This is a genomic window from Almyronema sp. (genome assembly GCF_052168255.1).
Taxonomy (GTDB): domain Bacteria; phylum Cyanobacteriota; class Cyanobacteriia; order Phormidesmidales; family Phormidesmidaceae; genus Sphaerothrix; species Sphaerothrix epifaneia.
On the sequence record NZ_JBQLZL010000077.1, the window covers coordinates 1 to 17496 of the forward strand.

The window sequence follows — 17496 nt, forward strand, 5'->3', positions numbered from 1 at the left end:
AGGGGGCTGAGCCAGCTATTCGCTTCAGCTTGTATACTCAGTATTCAAGGTATCGACGCTGCAAACATACCTGAGCGCTGAACGTTAGCTGCCCCATGCCGGATCTATCAAGCTTTTACAGTCTGTCGTCGCCGTTGGTGGCTCAACGCAGTCAATGGCTGGCCTATTTACAACAAACTCAGGCGATCGCAGTCATGCGGGCACCTTCGCTGGAAGTGGGGCGCAAAATGGCTCAAGCCGCAGCAGCGGGCGGTCTCACCTGCCTGGAAGTCACCTGGAACAGTCCGCAAGCGGCTCAACTGGTAACCCAACTGCGGCTAGATTTGCCCCACTGCCACATTGGAGCAGGCACCTTACTCACCCTAGAACACTTGCAGCAAGCTCAACAGGCGGGGGCGCAGTTTTGTTTTTCGCCCCATACCCATCCGGCTTTGGTGCAAGCGGCGCTGGAGCGATCGCTGCCGTTTATTCCAGGAGCCCTGACCCCTAGCGAAATCGTGCTAGCTTGGCAAGCGGGGGCTGCCAGCGTTAAGGTTTTTCCGGTGATGGCTATGGGGGGGGCGAGTTACCTGCGCAGTTTACAGGGGCCTTTAAGCCATATTCCGCTAATTCCTACCGGGGGGGTGCGCTGTCAAGATGCGGTGGCGCTGCTCCAAGCCGGGGCGATCGCGGTGGGGATTGCCAGCGATTTGTTTCCCAAAGTAGACCTTCAGCAGGCCAACTGGTCAGCCATTAGCCGCCGCGCCGCCGAACTCGTAGAGGCATTAGCAGTCGTTCGCCCTCAGCTCCCTAGCTTAAAGGCTTCGACAAATAGCCCATAGGTTAGGCCAATTTTAAAGGCATTGATTAAAGAACCAAAAACGCTGCTGGCGCTGCCGCGCTGATTATCACTGCGATCGCGGCTGGGCTTGCGGTAGTGAAAACGGCTGACTAGCTCTACGAAGCCAATCAGCAAGGCGGAAATGAGAACGTCTAAATCTGCTGTTTGGCCAGCCGTCGCTGAAACCGCTACCGCAAAAAAGTTGCCAAATAGCAAGCTAATAATTTCTAACGACAGCCGCCGCCAGGGGTTACCTACCCACAGCAAAAAACGATTCAGCGTGCTGCTAAAAAGCGTACTCAGCCGCGTATTTTGCATAGCGCTCCCTCAGCGTCAACGACAGGCCGGATGCAGCCCCCCTTGGGTACAAATAAAGATTAGCTGCTCACGGCTTAAATTTTGAGCCTGACTAAAATCTACGCCTGCTAGTTGAGACCCTTCAGCCCCATCCGTCGGTAGCTGATTGATAAATCCATCTGCCTGGGGTGTGGCCGCAACCGTTAGCGTTGCCCCCGCTAAGTTAGCCCCCGCTAGATTGGCGGCGCTCAACTGCGCGCCTACTAGGTTAGCCCCTTGCAGGTTGGCGTTTTGCAGGTCGGCGTTGGTCAGGTCAGCCCCTGCTAGGTTGGCTTCAGAAAGGTTGCTCCAGGCCAGCTTAGCCCGTTGCAGATCGGCTTCTGCTAGATTAGCCCCTTGCCAGCCCGAACGAGCCAAGTCGGTTCTGCTCAACTTCGCGCCTGCGGCCTGCACCTGTTGTAGTTGAGCGTCTCTGAGCTTTGCCCCCTGCAAATTGGCTGCTGTAAGGTCAGCCCCGGTCAGACTTGCTTGGTTGAGGGTGGCTTGTTTCAGGCTGGCTCCAATTAGCTGGGCGTTGCTCAGGTTAGCTTGCGTCAAATTGGCCTGGTCGAGCTGCGCCCCTGGCAAGCTGGCTCGGCGGAGACTGGTCTGCTGGAGTTGGCTCCAGCGCAAGTCTGCTGCTGTTAAATCGGCAGCCGTCAGGTCTGCGCCGCTTAAGTCGGTGATCCAGTCGTCATAGGTGCCCGGTTGGCGATCGCGGCCTGCTGCAAAAAAACGGCTGGAGCGTAAACGCGCCCCGTTTAAGTGAGCGCCCTGCCACTGGCTACCCGCTAGCTGGGTGCGAATCAAAACAAGTTGAAAGCTACCTGCCCCGGTCTGAACTTGCGCTAAGTTGACCTGGCTGAGGTCAATTTGGTTGAGTTCACCGCTGTAGAGTACCAAAATTTTGGCGATCGCTCGTTTGACGGCCTGCTGCTTTTGAGCCGCGATCGCTTGCTGGTCGCCATCGCTGAGGGCAGCTAAATCATTGTCTAGAGAGCGGTTGAGCCGATGCAAATAGGGCAAAGCGGCTGGGCCAATGGAAACGAGTCCTTGCTGAATGGTGTCAACTATAGCCGTATCGGTAGACTCCACCAGCAAATCGGCCAAAAAAGGCAAGCGGCGGCTATCCTGACTGTTGGCTAACGCCAAAATTGTCGTCCGGCGCTGCACCAGGCGATCGCTGGGCAACGTGCTTAAGGTTTCAACCAGCGTATTAAACAGCGGGTCATCGACTGCTAAGCGGCTGGCTGTCCCCATTTGCCAGGGGGTTTGGCTACCAATGGCCACACTCACCAGCAAAACTAGCCCCCCCAACGACAAAACGCTTAAAGTTATCAGCGGCGATCGCCGGATATGCTCTACCAGTTCTATCGGCGGCGTCAGCGGTGGTGTAAACACAACCGAAGTCAGACCGCTCTCTTCTTGCCGGACTAGGCTATAGGCGGTTGGATCCTCTTGGCCGTAGAGGCGAGGTGGCCGGCCAGCCAGCGGCAGCGCCGGGGCTAAGGTACGGCGATCGATCACCTGAGTACCTGCTAGCAGGTCGTGCCAGGTTCGCTGTCTGCCCCGCCAGCAGCCGTAGCCGCCTTCAACCAGCAAAACGCCTACCGTCAGCCCTAGCAGGTAGCGCAGGTTAGGAAACAAGCCACTCCAGCGCCAAAGGCCATAAGCAACCAAAAAGGCCGTTCCCCAACGTCCCAGCAGTTCTCGCTGTGCTGCCTGCTGCCAGCTTGGTAACTGTCCTCTAAGGGTGACCACCTGCAAATTGAGCCAGCGCTTAGGCCAGGTTTGACCCGTCCGGCTGAGCTGATAGATTTGAATACTGGCGATCGCCAATGGCCCTACCACCGCCAGCGCTGCCAGCAGCAGCTTGGCAATAGGCATTGGTTCAGCCGCCGTGATTTTGGGTTGAGCTAGCAGCCAGCGCCCCGCAGTCTGCAAATGGCTAAAAGGCGGGGCGATCGCCTCTGCTTCAGCCGGGGCAGGCGGAATGAGTTGGCTAGCCGCCAGTGGCCCCCAGGCTCCCCCTATAATAAAAGCCGTTTCTAGACTCCAGGCCAGCCAGCGCCGTAACCTAAAAGAGGCAGCCCGGTTCGGCATCCGGTGTTTGGCGGGAGCAACTTCGACTGCGGCTGTGTGCGCTTTGGCTGACCGTACCATGCCCTTCCCCTGAATTGTGAGCGGCAATGCTAAGTTAAGAATGCCTTTGTTTTAGCACTCTGGCTGAGACTCTGAGCATATTCTCAGCAAAATTTGGAATTTCGCTGCTTTAAAAAACCGCTCTGGGAACTGTCACAGACAGCCCTTTTCTTCAACCGTAGCGTCGCTACCATAAAAGCGTAGTGAAAAACACCAACACTTTTCAGTAGTCCTTAAAAGTGGGAGCAGATTATGAAACGCTTTCAACCTTGGGTCATCGTTCCCGCTACCGTTGCGGCCTTCGTGGCATTGACGGGTGCAGCCTTTAGCCAAACAGTGGTGCAAACTCCGCTTCAATCGACTAGCACAGTAAATTTGACTTCCGGTGGTTCTCAGTCAGGCTGCGGTAATTTTGGCAACGAAGCGCTACAGCTCAGCGTGACCGAACCGTTTGCTTCTGTCACCATTCGGGTAGAAAACCCTACAGCGGATACAACGCTTTATATTACTGGGCCTAGCAACTTCCGTGAGTGCAAGCGACCTAATACTCAGGGTGTCGTCGAAGCCCCCGGTGCGCTCAATCAGGGCACCTATACTATTTATGTCGGCGATCGCGCTGGCAACAGCCAGGTGCATACCGTTTCGATTCAGCAAAACTAGCCATCAGGGTTAGAGCCGTAGGGTGATGGGCAAATCCTCCTGCTGAAGCTGAGCAAAAACCGTTCACCATTCCCATGATTTGCAACAATGGTAGGGGCGATTCGCGTCGGTGAGTCGCCCCTATCTGCTGTCTAGCCCTGTCCAGCCATTTGCAAATCCATGTCCTTAGCGATCTACAACAGCTTGACGCGCCGCAAAGAACCATTTACCCCGATCGAACCCGGCCAAGTGCGGATGTATTGCTGTGGTGTCACTGTTTATGACTACTGCCATTTGGGACATGCCCGCTCTTATATCGTTTGGGATACCGTACGGCGTTATTTACAGTGGAGCGGCTATAGCGTCCACTATGTGCAAAACTTTACCGACATCGACGACAAAATTCTCAACAAAGCCCGCCAAGAAAACTCATCAATGGCAGCCGTGGCTCAGCGCTTTACGGCTGCCTACTTTGAAGACATGGCTCGTCTCAATATTTTAGAAGCCGATGAGTATACCTACGCCACCCACACCATTGACGGCATTCAGCGGCTAATTCACGAACTTGAGCAAAAACACTTTGCCTACGCTGCCGATGGAGATGTCTACTACAGCGTTCGTCACTTTGCCGACTATGGTAAGCTTTCAGGCCGCAAACTAGACGACATGCAAGCCGGAGCCAGTGGCCGCGTCGGCGCTGATGCGGAAGCGAGTAAGAAAAAAGATCCCTTTGACTTTGCCCTCTGGAAAGCTGCTAAGGAAGGTGAACCCGCTTGGGATTCTCCCTGGGGGCCAGGGCGACCGGGGTGGCATATTGAATGCTCGGCTATGGTGCAGGCACGACTGGGTGACACCATTGATATCCATGTGGGGGGAGCCGATTTGGTATTTCCCCACCACGAAAATGAAATTGCCCAGTCGGAAGCGGCAACGGGTAAACCGCTAGCCCACTATTGGATGCACAATGGCATGGTTAACGTGGGCGGTGAAAAAATGTCTAAGTCGCTGGGGAACTTTACCACCATCCGCCAGCTTTTAGATGCGCCTGCTGGCCCCGACCCAATGGCACTGCGGCTATTTGTTTTGCAGGCTCAGTATCGTAAGCCCGTAGATTTTACCGCTGAGGCGATCGCTTCAGCTAAAAATAGCTGGCATACGCTTAAAGACGGCTTGCTGTTTGGCTACGAATATGGCGCTCAACTGGGCTGGGCCGACACTACGCAGACCGCCTTTGGCGACCCGGCGGCCATGCGCATTGCGGCAGACAGTGCGGCTGCACAGCAGTTTCAAACTTCAATGGACGATGACTTTAACACGCCTGGGGCGGTGGCCGTGTTGTTTGACTTAGCCAAGGAACTGCGCCGCCAGGGTAACTTAATTACCCATCAAGGCCAAGCCGACACCGACGCTGAAACGCTGCGCCAGCACTGGCAAACCCTGGTAGTGTTAGCCCAGGTTTTAGGTTTGCAGGCTCAGCCAGAAGTGGCTGCGGCAGGTTCAGAGGGTTTGAGCGAGGCTGAGATTGAAGCAAAAATTGCCCAACGTCAGGCCGCTCGCCAAGCCAAAAACTTTGCCGAAAGCGATCGCATTCGCGACGAACTGCAAGCCCAGGGCATCACCTTGATCGACAAACCCGGTGGTCTGACAGACTGGCACCGTTAGGGAATGGTAGCTGTGCCGATGGTTTCTTCGGAGTCTTTAGGCCGAATTACCACTGTATTGTGCAGGCTAATATCGGTTCCTGCCGGCAGAGTTAGCTCAAACGAACCGCTGTTTTGAGGCAGTTCGCCCAACTCAATCACCCGCTTAGAAAAGTTGCCGCGAATCGTCAGATAAGCCTGTAAGGTGTCTGCTGGAGCATCGGTGTGAAAATCTTTGAAGGCCAGCGTCGCCGCCCCTCCCCCCAAAATAGCAGCGCCAACATTGCCGCTAGTGGTGTACTGATCAGTGCCTGAAAGTGCGCCCATGGGTTGCCATCTCTAAATCGCCAGTTCTTAGGGTACTGCCTAACGGTTCAGGTCGCCCAGTTTTGGGGCTACATCAGCGTTAGCTGCTGTTCGCCGATGGCCCAACCGCCCGATGACCCTTCATACCCCAAATGCCGACAGGCGGCTGGAGTGACCACGCGACCGCGTGGGGTTCGTTGCAGATAGCCAATTTGCATCAGGTACGGTTCGTAGACCTCTTCAATGGTTTGGGCATCTTCACCCGTTGCTGCGGCCATGGTATCTAACCCGACGGGGCCACCGTTGAAATTTTCAATCATCACACTCAGCAGACGGCGATCTGTCCAGTCTAGCCCGCAAGGATCAACGTTAAAAAGCTGTAGCGCTTCGGCGGCAATGCTTTCTGTAATTGTCCCAGAGGCTTTCACCTGAACGTAGTCTCGTACTCGCTTGAGCAAGCGGTTAGCGATACGAGGGGTTCCGCGCGATCGCCGCGCAATTTCTTTTGCCCCGCACTCACCAATTTCAGTGGCTAGCACCTTGGCCGTACGCAGCACAATTTCGCTCAGTTCATCAATTTCATAAAATCGCAAGCGTTGCACCAAGCCAAAGCGATCGCGCAGCGGTGAAGTCAGCGCCCCCACGCGCGTCGTTGCCCCCACTAGCGTAAAGGGCTGTAGCGGAATGCTGCGCGTTCGCGCACTTTGACCCTTGCCAATGGTGATGTCTAAGCGAGCATCTTCCATCGCTGGATACAAAATTTCTTCGGTGACGCGGGGCAAACGGTGAATTTCATCAATAAACAACACATCACCCGGTCGGAGGTTAACCAGCAGCCCCACAATATCGCGAGGGCGCTCCAGCGCTGGAGCCGTGGTGATTTTGCAACTAACGCCCATTTCCTGGGCGAGGATGAGAGCCATAGTTGTTTTGCCCAAACCGGGCGGGCCATACAGCAACAGGTGATCGAGGGGTTCTTGCCGCGACTGAGCTGCTTTAATCGCAATACTTAGCACTTCCTTGAGCGCTTTTTGACCAATGTAATCAGCTAGCTGCTGAGGGCGCAGACTTTCTTCTTGGCGGTGGGTTTCGGTGCTGATGCGCTCGGCTGACAAATCTACCGCAGCGCTGGCTTGAGGCGATCGCGCCTTGAGCGGCTTTGTCTGAGCTGAGGCAGGCTCGGCAGACGAGGGCAAGTCAGCATCTGGCTGCTTAGAAGAAATAATTGCCATAGGTTCAGGCAGCGCTGCTACAAGGGTGACTATAGGGCAAATGTACTCATAAGTGAGCGATCTTGCAACCTCAACGCCCCCAACTCAGCAAAAGTTGACCCAAAGTTGTTTTAGAGTCCGCTGACTTCGAGTAAATCAGTCAGGGTAGGGCAGTAAGGTTCTAACCCTAGCGTGGCGGGATTGACCGGGTCTTGGTAAACGAAGTGGCGATAGCGTAGACAAAAGCGATCCCACTCGGCCATGCGAATACGAAACACAGAGATCAAAACGTTGGCAAGGCTCAAAGACAACGGCAACCGAAAACAAATGTGCTGATTAAGATACTGGCAGGTTTCTTCAACCGCCTGATTGGCCGTAATCGCCGGGTTGCCCAACACCAATTCTCTGGGTTCGCCCGGTTGCGGCGGATGCTCAACTAGATGATGGACAACTCTGGCAATGTCTTCGGCGTGGATGAAGTGAAAGCTACCATCCGCCTTAAAAAAGCGAATTAGCTTCATCCATTTAGCGACTTCAGCCAGCCCGCCAGAGATGTGAGAAGCTGGCTTGTCTTTGTCGCCACCGAAAACCAGGGTGGGAAAAACCGTGGTAATTTGAGGGGCGATCGCCAACTGACTGAGCTTTTCGTGGCAGAGGTACTTAGTGCGAATATAATCAGTGCCGATTTCAGCGGCTTCTTGGAAGGGCTGATTGTGTTGGTCGAGAATGCTGGCGGTTGAAAAATAAATTACCTGCTGACAGCGATCGGGATCTAATAGCGCCAGCAGCTGTAGGGTTTGAGTCACGTTGACCGCATAGGTAACGTCTGGATCGCCCCAGGCGGCTGCGGTCAAAATTGCCCCATCCATCGTGCCCAGTAAATCAGCAAAGTCATCAATGTCTTTGAGATCGCCTTCTACAATGTGAACCTGGGGGTAGTTTTGCACATTGAGCAGAAGTTTTTTCGGATCGCGCAGCAGCAGAAACAGCTCATGGGCAGTTTCGCGGATTAGGGTTTCTACAATGTAGTGACCAATACAGCCACTAGCCCCGGTAATGAAGATTCGCTTAGGCGATCGCGGTGATAACTCTATCGAAAGCTCAGCGTGAGCGTCAGGAGACGGAGAAGCAGTTGGCACGAGAACGCTACAGGTACATAGGCAGTCGAACAGCTTAGATCTGCTTGGCGCAACTAAGCTAACGACCAGCTTACCCTAAACTCAGCAAACTTCTGTTACAAAGAGACGCTTACTGAAGCGGTTATGTCATCAAAAACCAGAACCGTCTCCGTAACTCCCCTCACTCACAAGTTGAGATGGATCTAGGCGTGGGCGGCCATGAGCTGATCGACCTGCTTAGCCGTTTCAAAGAAGTAAGCCGCATTTTCTTCTGGCGTTCCTGGCAAAATGCCATGCCCCAGGTTGAGAATATGGCCGCGATCGCCCGCTTTGCGAATTGTGTCAAAAATGCGATCGCGAATAAACGCCTTAGACCCAAACAAAACACCCGGATCAACGTTGCCTTGCACCGCCATCTCTGGGCCTAAGCGCCGTCGAGCATCGGCCATATCAACCGTCCAGTCAACGCTAACAATATCTACCCCAGACTCAGCCATTAGCTCTAGCACCCCAGCACTACCGCTGATGTAGAGAATCAAAGGCGTTTCCGGATGAGTTGCTTTTACCTGACGCACAATCTGCTGCTGATAAGGCAGCGCAAACGTCTTATAGTCTTCGGGGCTGAGCTGTCCGGCCCATGAATCAAATAGCTGAATCACCTGGGCACCGCAGTCAATTTGATAGCGCACATAGACGGCAATGTTGTCGGCAATCTTGCTCAAAAGCTGGTGCAGCATCTCTGGCTCCGAAAAAGCCATGCCTTTGATAACGGCATAGTTTTTAGAGCTTTTGCCCTCAATCGCGTAAGCCGCTAGCGTCCACGGAGAACCGACAAAGCCGAGTACCGCCGCTTGGTTGCCCACTTCTTGCCGCAGCGTTTGCAAAATAGTGCGGATAAACGGCAAAGCGGTTTCCGGGTCAAGATCATGCACCTGGTCAATTTGCGCTTGGGTGCGAATGGGCGGCATGATCATTGGCCCTTTGCTTTCCACAATGTCAAAGGGAATACCCATACCGGGCAGGGGCGTCAAGATGTCAGAAAACAAAATTACGCCATCAGGCTTAAACGCTCGCCAGGGCTGCAAGGAAATCTCAATCGCCAGATCTGGATTTTCAGATCGTTCTCTAAACGAAGGGTATTGATCGCGCAAATCGCGATAAACCTTCATGTAGCGGCCCGCTTGCCGCATCATCCAAACCGGCGGTCGCGATAACTGTTCTCCCCGCGCGGCCCTAAGCAAATAAGGAACCTGTTCTAAGCCTGTCATTGAAACGCCACCGAAACTAAGCGAACTTTTTAAAGGGCATTCGCTAGCTTACCATTGTGTGATTCTTGCCTATCAATCGATCAGTTGCTGGGGCGGTCATTGGAGTTTGACCGTAGGGTTCAGCAATAGGCTTAGAATGAGGAAACGTAAGCTCTATAGTCGTAAGCTGGACGTCTGTTATGGAGATTGTGAATTTTTTTGAAAAACTGGAAGGTAGCTGGTTTTCGCAGCGAACAACTCACTACGTCTCCACGCAAACGTCTCAAGCCGGACAGTCAGATCTAACGATGGAGCTAGTCAAGGCCGAAGATGCTGCCGTTACAGAGCTTTGCCAACAGCTTGCGGCTGATCCTCAGCAGGCTTTGTTGGGGATGCGAATTACTCAAGATAGCCAGTTGGTGGGCGAAACGCGCCGCCAAACCCACACGACCTTTTTGGTGCTGCTCAAACCGGATGAACACGGCAGCGGGCAGTTGCTGCGGCAGCAAGCGGCTGACTTTAAGACGGCGGTTGCCGGACGCTATACGCTGGCAGATGAGGTTTTGTCGATTGTGACTGCCGATCAGTCAATTAAGGTTGAAGAACGGCTATGGTTTGCCAACCCCAATCTCCGCATGCGCACCAGCCTGATAGAAACTGCAGATGGCTTTAGCATGGCCTCTTTTTGCTCTGAGATTCGCCGTGGGGTGACCCGTCCCCCGGCTGAAACCTAACTTGTAAGGCCAGGTTTAATTGGTTTGATGGGCGACTGCTCTGAGCTTGGTATAGAACTCAGAATCTTCGTCTATGGGGACAAATTGAACAATTGGGGGAGGCGATGTCCCTAGTTTAGCCACAGCGAGGCGTGACTCTTGCAGGGTTTGCTGGGGTTGCCGGGTTGTTTGGCCGAAATGATGCGAACCGATCGTCAGTGGCGATCGCGCGGGCAACTCAAAATTTTGAGCCATCTGGGGGGCGGCTTTGGCCGCTGCAGGGGGGGCTGTGGCAGTGGCGGCTTCAACCGACTCAGAACACGACGTAGAGGGCTGATAGCCGTAGGTCAACCGCTGGTCAAACGGACTACAAATCATGCGTTCAAATTCGTGGCTGAAATGTCGTAGCGGCTCCTGACGCCGCTGCCAAGCTCGCAAAAGCTGCTCAACCGAAACCGCTTTGTAGCGTCCCTGATGCAGGGCTTCAACCACGGCAGCGCGAATCCAATCGGTAGCTACTACTTGCTGCCAAGACTGTACCCACTGGGTGGCAGAATACCCCATGAGATCAAAGCTGTAATAGTCTAAAAGTGCTGCTGCCTGATCCGCGTGAGCATCTATTAACGACATGATTGGCACTCGCGTAAGGGCTTACCTGGAAGTGTAACGCGGACAACAGCGGGTGAAGCATTGGCTTCTCTTGAGGCGGCAAGACGCTATTGAATAACGCCTCCTTCTACTCGTCTGGCCCCGCCACCTAAAGGCCCCGGATCCCCGGTGTAGTCAAAATTACTTAACCGAAAGCCAACGAATCCGCTGTTTTGAGTGGAGTTGTATCGCAAGATAATGCCATAGGTACGGCGGCTGTACTCCAGAATAAAGTCTAGATTGATTGGCTGACCGTTGTCTAAATTGTAGCTAGTTTGAACGCCTGCCCGAAAAGGGCCATAGATTTGTTGAATAATGCCAAATGAAAGCCGCTGCTGATCGGCATCGCGGTCAAACAAAAAAGGAGACTGATCGCCGCTAAAAAAGTTCTCCGAATAGGACAGATTAATCCGGGTGTAGTCTAAGTAAGGGCGGGAGAAATGACCAAACTGCATATCTAGGCCAATGGTGCCAGCTAGGGTTTCTTGCAGCGAACCATCGGTATAGTAGGTGCCGACACCCCGAATCCCCGTCACAAGCTGAACATAAGGCACCACAGGTACAGGCGTATATCGCAGACCAGCGTCTGGTGTGGCGGGTAAAGGTTCGCCTTCCCAAAGCAAAAATCCTCTGCTGAGGAAAACGCCCGCCTGAAAACGACCCAGGCTAATCAGTCGGCGATCGTCGCCGGGATCTAAAAACCGAGCTAAGTCGGTGTTGGCGGTAACGTATTGCGCCCCCAACTGGTAGCTCAGGTTAATGCCGGTATCTCCTAAGGTAAAAACGGGCGACGTCAGCACGGCTCCTACAGAGCTTTGGACGTTTTGAAAGCCCAAGGAACCGTTGAACAGGCGGTTACGGTAGCTAGCTTCTAAGGCTAGGGTATGGCTGCCGAGCGTGTGCTGAATGCGAGTGCTAGCCCGCAGGCGATCGCTAATATTTTCTAGATCTAAGCCCGGAACGCTGGCAACCGCTCTGAGGTTGGTGTTAGCCCCCAACTGCCGAGAAAAGTTGGTGACGACGCCAAAATTTTCTAGAGAACCGATCTCCGAATTGTCTAAAAAACGCCCCAAATAAAACTCAGGTGTGACTTCTAGCCGGGTCGTCTCGGAATCAATCAGGGGTAGGTCGAGTCCGAAAAAGATGCCGTCGCGATCGCGATTGTCAATGCCGATATCGGTGGGTAGCAAGCTAAACTGATCGCTCTGCACTTGGCCCCGGTTAATCACAAAGCGCGATCGCGGCAGCGGTAGCGAAAAGCCTTGGTCAAAAACGACGCGGCCATTTTCAAAAACCAGCTCATCTTGAAATTCTGAAATGCGCGAGAGTCGAGCAGAGTTAGCCCGAAACTCTAGCTCAGGGGGCGAAAACGGATCGTTAGTTAAGCGAATGTCTTGAGCAAGCCAACCCTCAGCGTTAACGTCAATTTGCCCCGTTTCAAAGCGCAGCCGCCGCAAAGCAGACGCCGAAACCTGGTTGTCGCCTTCGGTGCCAAACTGTAAATTGCTAGGATTAGTCACTTGGCCGACGGGCTGATAGCTGGTGGCACGAGCGCTGAGCGGCACCGTCGTCTGCGCTAGCACATCGTTGTCGGTTTCGGTCGATAGATCCGCCTCAATCGTCGGCAGAAACAAAATGCCGGAAGCATCAAAGACCGTACCCGCAGCTTGTAAAAAATTGTACTCAGCCCGCTCTCCCCGGATGATTTGATCGCCGCGAACCAGGGCAACATTGCCCTCAGCCACCGTAATTCGATTGCGCAAATTAACCCACAAGCGATCGGCATCTAACACGGCATCCGGGAGCGTCAGCACAACGTTGCCAGCGGCAGAAACGATCTGACGTAGCTGATCGTAGTCTTGCTGATTGGCTCTGATTTGAATGGGAACGGCGGCTGATTCTGGGGTGGTTTCGGGGAGATCGGTGGCGGGCACCTCCGTGTCTGGTTCTGGCGGTTCGGCAGGGGGACTAGTCGGCGCAGGCGGCGGCGGAGCGTCAGGGACGCTGCTGCTGACGGAACCCTCTTTCCAAACTTCGCGTGTGGCAGAAGGAGCGGCAGGCGGTAGAGGAATGGGAGGCGACACCAAACCCTGACTCAACTGAGGAGAGACCGTCGTTGCGGCGGCAGGCTTAACGGCGGCTTTAGGTAAGCTAACGGCGGCGATCGCCCGCTGAGGTTGTATGTCAGACTCGCCTACCCGATTGGCAACCCCTACCCAGTCAGGTCGATCGACTGGAATGGATTGATGCGCTAGCGGCTGAGAAGCGGGTGTTGGCGAACTCAGTTGAACGGTGGCTGCTGAGTTCGCAGTGACTTCAGCAAAAGCCAAAGAGGGCGGCTGAACTACCGGGGCCGTTGCAACATCAATAATAGGAGGAGGCGGAGTGGGTGGAACAACCGGATAGGGCATGCCGAATCTAAAAAATCTCAAAAAGATAGCCCGACGAGGCGGGCTACTTTCGTTGGGTTGCTAATCTTAAAAAAAGGCTTAAAGCAAAACTTTATTCAAAGTCTTGACGACCGGGGTTACGGGAGGGATCTCCACTGAGGAAGCCAAAGATAAACAAACCAACAAAAAAGGCCACAACCAGGTAAACAATAATTTTGAGGGTCAGCATGGAGCGCTCTCCGAATACGGAATTTCTACTATGGCTATCATATCCCCAAATGATACTTGCCTTTTTGGCAGATTTTGATCCGGTGAGTTGATTGACGCCTCTAGGCGGGATCGGTTCCAGCGTCGAGCTACTGGCTGAAGCAGTGCCGTGGCGGCTGGGGGGTTAGGGATTGTGCCAGCGATCGCGCAGTCTGGCAAACCAGTTTTCTAACCAGAGTAAGCCCTGGTCAAGCCAACGCAGCAGTTTTTCTAAGGGATGCTCAATATACTCAATCACCGTGGCGGTGGTTTCAATCCAATCGGGGGTAGCGGTGGCGGTGGCAGTCGATTGGGGGATGATCTGAGCCTGCTTGGGGCTGTGAGGTAAAGTGGCGTTTACGGTGGTCGGCGGTATCCGTTTTTCGGCGGCGGCCTCAAGCGCATCAGACCGTTGGCTCGAAGCAGACGAGTTGAACGGCTGCTTGCCCCAAAACTGAGTCAGCTTGAAGCGGATAAATTCAGGCAGTGGTGGCAAAGGAGCCGTGATTGGCTCCATCGCCTGGATGGCTTGGGGTGAACGCAACTGGGCTAAAACCTGTCTGATCTGCTGCCGATAGCTGAGCAAAGGCGGCAGTTTGGCTGGCGCTAGGTCGGCTGACGGTGGCGGCAACGCGGGCTGAGAGCTTTGGGGTGGCTGAAACCGCCCTAATAGCTGCTTCAGATGTTGGCGGTAGTTTGTCCAGTGGGGCAGGCTGACAGGCGCAGGCAGCGCTAACGGAGCGGGCAAAGGCGGCAACCCCTGGGCTAGCTTTGAAGGCTGGGGGAGCTTAGCCAAAAACTGCATTACCTGCTGATGGTAGGTCGTCAGCGTCGGCTGCATGAGTTTGGGCAGAGAGGCTGCCGCTTCTGGCAACCTCAACCGAGCAGACGACTGGGGCAAAGCCCGCTGTCTTAAACCTAAAACAGCGACTAGTTCAGATTCTTTAAACAGGTTTGTGGCGATCGCTACTGGGCCTGTCTGCATCCAGCCCATCAGTTGCCGAAATAATTCTATCGGCGGTAGCGCTTGGCTTTTGCGCCGTGGCAACGGCAAAATTCCTGCTTGTGCCTGAACGAAAGCTTGAGCTTGACGATAGGCATACCAGTAGTGCGCGATCGCCCAACTGATATATTTTTTCAGCGCTAGCTGCTGTGACGCTGTTAGGACATTGAGTTCGCTATTGTCAGGCGCGATCAAAACCAGGCAGCGATCGCTTAGCTGAGAGGCAATGCCCTGCACCTTCAGAGATCCCAAGGTGGCATGGTCTTGTTTTGATAGCTGCCATGTCTGCTGAAGCGAAGTTAGCGCTACCTGTGCCGTAGGGGCTAATGTGCCATCTGTCCTCGCGGCCTCCGGCAAGATAGGGCGATCGCTAGGCGGCGAAAAGATCTGTAGCACTTGCAAAACAGGTTCGGACGACTGCGGAAATTGAGGCACTTCAGCAACTTCAACCACTTCAGCCGGATCTGAGCGGCCAAATAAAAACCCCAAAAGCGATCGCTTGGGACGGCTGGCCTGCGGCTGACCCAACTGGCGCTTAGCAACGCGACTGGTTTGAAACAGGGCATAGACAGGATACAAAACAACCTGAACCCCCCAGGTCACGGCAATCTTAGCCTGCCTCAAAGATTGCTGATAGCGATCGCTGAGCTGCCGCGACTGCCGCAGTAAATGCTTTAGCAAACGGCTTTGATAAGGACGGGAAGAGGAAGCCATGTCAGCGCTGCTCAAGTGACCGATGAGTCTTTCAGTTTGCCATTGACGGATGCAACTGAGGTTGTAGTGTGTTTTTTAAGGGTTTTCAGCCTCAAAAAATCGTCAAAACACTTCTGCCCCGATCTTACCGAAAGTCATGCCCCATTCCGGAAATCCATTGGATTGTAATACGGCCCTGGAAACTCAAATTACAGCAACGCTGCACCGCCTGCGCCACCTCAGCCAGCAAGACATTCAGGCTCAGTGGCATCAATCTCAGCAAGAGGGGAATATCGCGGATCTGGCGCAATGTGAAAGCTGGGCTAACTGGGCGATCGCGCCTCTAAACCAGCGCCAGCACATCGCTTGGCAGCAAGGCCAGCAGGTGCTCTGGCTTTGTCAAACGCTGACCATTCCGGCAGCGCTGAATGGCTATCCGCTGGAGGGGCTAACGCTGCGGCTTGGACTGACCTGGTGGGCAGAGCAAGCCGATATTTTTGTCGATGGTGAACGGGTGCAGCAAGGCGACTTGTTTGATTGCTTTACCCGGCTTTGCCTGACCCCAGCCGCGCAACCCGGCCAGCAATTTCAGGTGGCTCTGCGGCTGGTTAGTCCGGGGCATGATCCGGGGGCTTTAGTGCGATCGCAACTATTTTATGAACTGCCCCATAGCCCTGCCCAAGCCTGCCCCGAACCGGGCTTTGTCGCTGATGAATTGGCGGTTTTACAGAGCTACCTGCGTCAGTTTGATCCCCCTTCGCTGGCCTTACTAGCAGAAGCCACTGAGCTAATTAACTGGCAAGCGGTAGAGCAGCGCGATCGCTTTCAGCAGTCGTTGGCTCAACTGCGCGATCGCTTGCTATGCTTTAGCCCCTGGCTAAAACAACGACAGATTCATTGCATCGGCCATGCCCACTTAGACCTGGCTTGGCTTTGGCCGATTGCCGACACCTGGGATGCTGCCCAGCGCACCTTTGCATCCGTCTTAAACCTGCAAACAGACTTTCCCGAACTCACCTATACCCACTCCAGCCCCGCCTTATTTGCTTGGCTAGAGCAGCATCGACCTGACTTGTTTCAGCAGATTCAGCAACAGGTGGCTGAAGGGCATTGGGCGATCGATGCCGGATTGTGGGTCGAGCCAGAATTTAATTTGATCAGTGGCGAATCCATTGCCCGTCAAATTCTTTACGCTCAGCGCTACTGTCTGGAAAAATTTGGCCACCTCAGCCGTGTCGCTTGGCTACCCGACAGCTTTGGCTTCTGCTGGCAACTGCCCCAACTGTTCAAGCTGGGCGGCATTCGCCTCTTTGCCACCCAAAAGCTCCGCTGGAACGACACCAGCCAATTTCCCTACGAGCTATTCAACTGGCAAGCCCCCGACGGCACCTCCCTCCTCAGCCTCAACCTCCCCCCCATCGGCAGCGACCTCGACCCCCTAAAAATGGCCGAACACGCCTGCCACTGGCAAAGCCAAACCCACCTTAGCCACTCCCTCTGGCTCCCCGGCATGGGCGACCACGGCGGCGGCCCCACCCGCGACATGCTAGAAAAATTTCGCCGCTGGCAAACCTCGCCATTTTTCCCTAGCCTGCGATTTTCGTCGGTAGAGCAGTTTTTGGCAGAGATTTGTGAAGACACGGAGGAGAGGGGATGGGGAGAGGTGGGGAGGTGGGGATGTGGGGATGTGGGGAGGAGAGAGAGGGGGACGCGGGCACAAGAGGATAAAACTGAGGTCGCTTCAGATTCGAGCCAGAAAAGGCTCTGGCAAGAAAACACCCGCCATTCCTCAGAACCTCACCCCCCCTCTCCGTCTCTCCCCATCCCCTCCACCTCGCGTCCCCCTCTCTACCCCACCTCCCCTCTCCCCACCTGGAACAACGAACTCTACCTCGAACTCCATCGCGGCTGCTACACTACCCACGCCGAGCAAAAATGGTTCAATCGCCGCTGTGAAGACTGGCTCTATCAGGCGGAATTATGGTCAGCGATCGCCTCTCTCGTCGCCAATACGCCCTATCCCAAGGCTGATTTAGAAACAGCCTGGAAGCAGGTGCTGTTTAATCAATTTCACGATATTTTGCCCGGAACCGCGATCGCCGCCGTCTACGCAGACGCCGACCAAGACTGGCAGGCCGCTTTACAAACCGCCCAAACCATCGCGAAACAATCTTTAGCCGCGATCGCCCACCAGATCAGCCCTCCCTCGCCGCCGCATCCCCAAGCCCTGCCCCTGCTCGTCTTCAACCCCCTCAACTGGACTCGCTCCCAAATTGTTGAAGTCCCCCTGCCCCCCTCAGCAACCCACTGGCAAATTCTAGACACCCAAGGCCACCCCCTTCCC

General features: G+C 54.5%; 15 protein-coding genes. 5 read left to right on the top strand and 10 right to left on the bottom strand.

What is annotated here, in order from left to right:
* Positions 1-95 precede the first annotated feature (95 nt).
* The gene (locus ACTS3T_RS17600; RefSeq protein WP_462935289.1) at positions 96-821 is read left to right on the top strand and encodes a bifunctional 4-hydroxy-2-oxoglutarate aldolase/2-dehydro-3-deoxy-phosphogluconate aldolase; all 726 of its coding nucleotides are present in this window, start codon (positions 96-98) and stop codon (positions 819-821) included.
* Here ACTS3T_RS17600 and ACTS3T_RS17605 read toward each other — a convergent pair.
* Complete coding sequence (locus ACTS3T_RS17605) at positions 782-1138, bottom strand: DUF565 domain-containing protein (RefSeq protein ID WP_462935290.1); 357 nt, start codon at positions 1136-1138, stop codon at positions 782-784. The two genes, ACTS3T_RS17600 and ACTS3T_RS17605, sit on opposite strands and share 40 nt — an antisense overlap.
* A 15-nt stretch (positions 1139-1153) precedes the next feature.
* Positions 1154-3319: a pentapeptide repeat-containing protein gene (locus tag ACTS3T_RS17610; RefSeq protein WP_462935291.1), complete on the bottom strand. Its 2166-nt coding sequence runs from the start codon at positions 3317-3319 to the stop codon at positions 1154-1156.
* Positions 3320-3550: 231 nt separating this feature from the next.
* Here ACTS3T_RS17610 and ACTS3T_RS17615 point away from each other — a divergent pair, with 231 nt between their 5' ends.
* Both ACTS3T_RS17615 and cysS read left to right on the top strand, forming a co-directional pair.
* A complete protein-coding gene (locus ACTS3T_RS17615; RefSeq protein WP_462935292.1) occupies positions 3551-3958 on the top strand; it encodes a hypothetical protein in 408 nt (135 codons plus the stop codon).
* A 159-nt stretch (positions 3959-4117) separates the two neighbouring features.
* Positions 4118-5599, top strand: coding sequence for a cysteine--tRNA ligase (gene cysS / locus ACTS3T_RS17620; protein ID WP_462935293.1), 1482 nt, complete (start codon positions 4118-4120; stop codon positions 5597-5599).
* Here the strand turns inward: cysS and ACTS3T_RS17625 are convergent.
* The 4 genes from ACTS3T_RS17625 to hemE form a co-directional block, all read right to left on the bottom strand.
* Positions 5596-5904: a DM13 domain-containing protein gene (locus ACTS3T_RS17625; protein ID WP_462935294.1), complete on the bottom strand. Its 309-nt coding sequence runs from the start codon at positions 5902-5904 to the stop codon at positions 5596-5598. The genes cysS and ACTS3T_RS17625 overlap by 4 nt on opposite strands.
* Before the next feature lie 68 nt (positions 5905-5972).
* A complete protein-coding gene (gene ruvB / locus ACTS3T_RS17630; RefSeq protein ID WP_462935295.1) occupies positions 5973-7115 on the bottom strand; it encodes a Holliday junction branch migration DNA helicase RuvB in 1143 nt (380 codons plus the stop codon).
* Positions 7116-7225: 110 nt separating this feature from the next.
* Positions 7226-8188, bottom strand: a complete 963-nt coding sequence (locus ACTS3T_RS17635; RefSeq protein WP_462935303.1) for an NAD-dependent epimerase/dehydratase family protein — start codon at positions 8186-8188, stop codon at positions 7226-7228.
* A gap of 227 nt (positions 8189-8415) precedes the next feature.
* Entirely contained in the window at positions 8416-9480 is a 1065-nt protein-coding gene (gene hemE / locus ACTS3T_RS17640) for a uroporphyrinogen decarboxylase (RefSeq protein WP_462935296.1), read from the bottom strand.
* A 179-nt stretch (positions 9481-9659) separates the two neighbouring features.
* On the opposite strand from hemE, the gene ACTS3T_RS17645 reads away from it, so the two are divergent.
* The gene (locus ACTS3T_RS17645; RefSeq protein ID WP_462935297.1) at positions 9660-10193 is read left to right on the top strand and encodes a phycobiliprotein lyase; all 534 of its coding nucleotides are present in this window, start codon (positions 9660-9662) and stop codon (positions 10191-10193) included.
* A 15-nt stretch (positions 10194-10208) separates the two neighbouring features.
* Here the strand turns inward: ACTS3T_RS17645 and ACTS3T_RS17650 are convergent, their stop codons facing one another.
* The 4 genes from ACTS3T_RS17650 to ACTS3T_RS17665 all read right to left on the bottom strand — a co-directional run bounded on the left by ACTS3T_RS17650 (position 10209) and on the right by ACTS3T_RS17665 (position 15173).
* Positions 10209-10802, bottom strand: a complete 594-nt coding sequence (locus ACTS3T_RS17650; RefSeq protein WP_462935298.1) for a hypothetical protein — start codon at positions 10800-10802, stop codon at positions 10209-10211.
* Positions 10803-10888: 86 nt separating this feature from the next.
* Positions 10889-13231 carry a DUF3769 domain-containing protein gene (locus ACTS3T_RS17655; RefSeq protein ID WP_462935299.1) on the bottom strand — a complete coding sequence of 781 codons (2343 nt, stop codon included), beginning with the start codon at positions 13229-13231 and terminating at the stop codon, positions 10889-10891.
* A gap of 91 nt (positions 13232-13322) precedes the next feature.
* Positions 13323-13439, bottom strand: coding sequence for a photosystem II reaction center protein I (locus tag ACTS3T_RS17660; RefSeq protein WP_462935300.1), 117 nt, complete (start codon positions 13437-13439; stop codon positions 13323-13325).
* Between the two features lie 162 nt (positions 13440-13601).
* Positions 13602-15173, bottom strand: coding sequence for a hypothetical protein (locus tag ACTS3T_RS17665; protein ID WP_462935301.1), 1572 nt, complete (start codon positions 15171-15173; stop codon positions 13602-13604).
* 136 nt (positions 15174-15309) lie between these two features.
* Between ACTS3T_RS17665 and ACTS3T_RS17670 the strand changes: the two genes are divergently transcribed.
* Positions 15310-17496 (top strand): alpha-mannosidase (locus ACTS3T_RS17670; RefSeq protein WP_462935302.1); only part of this gene is annotated, 2187 nt, incomplete at its 3' end.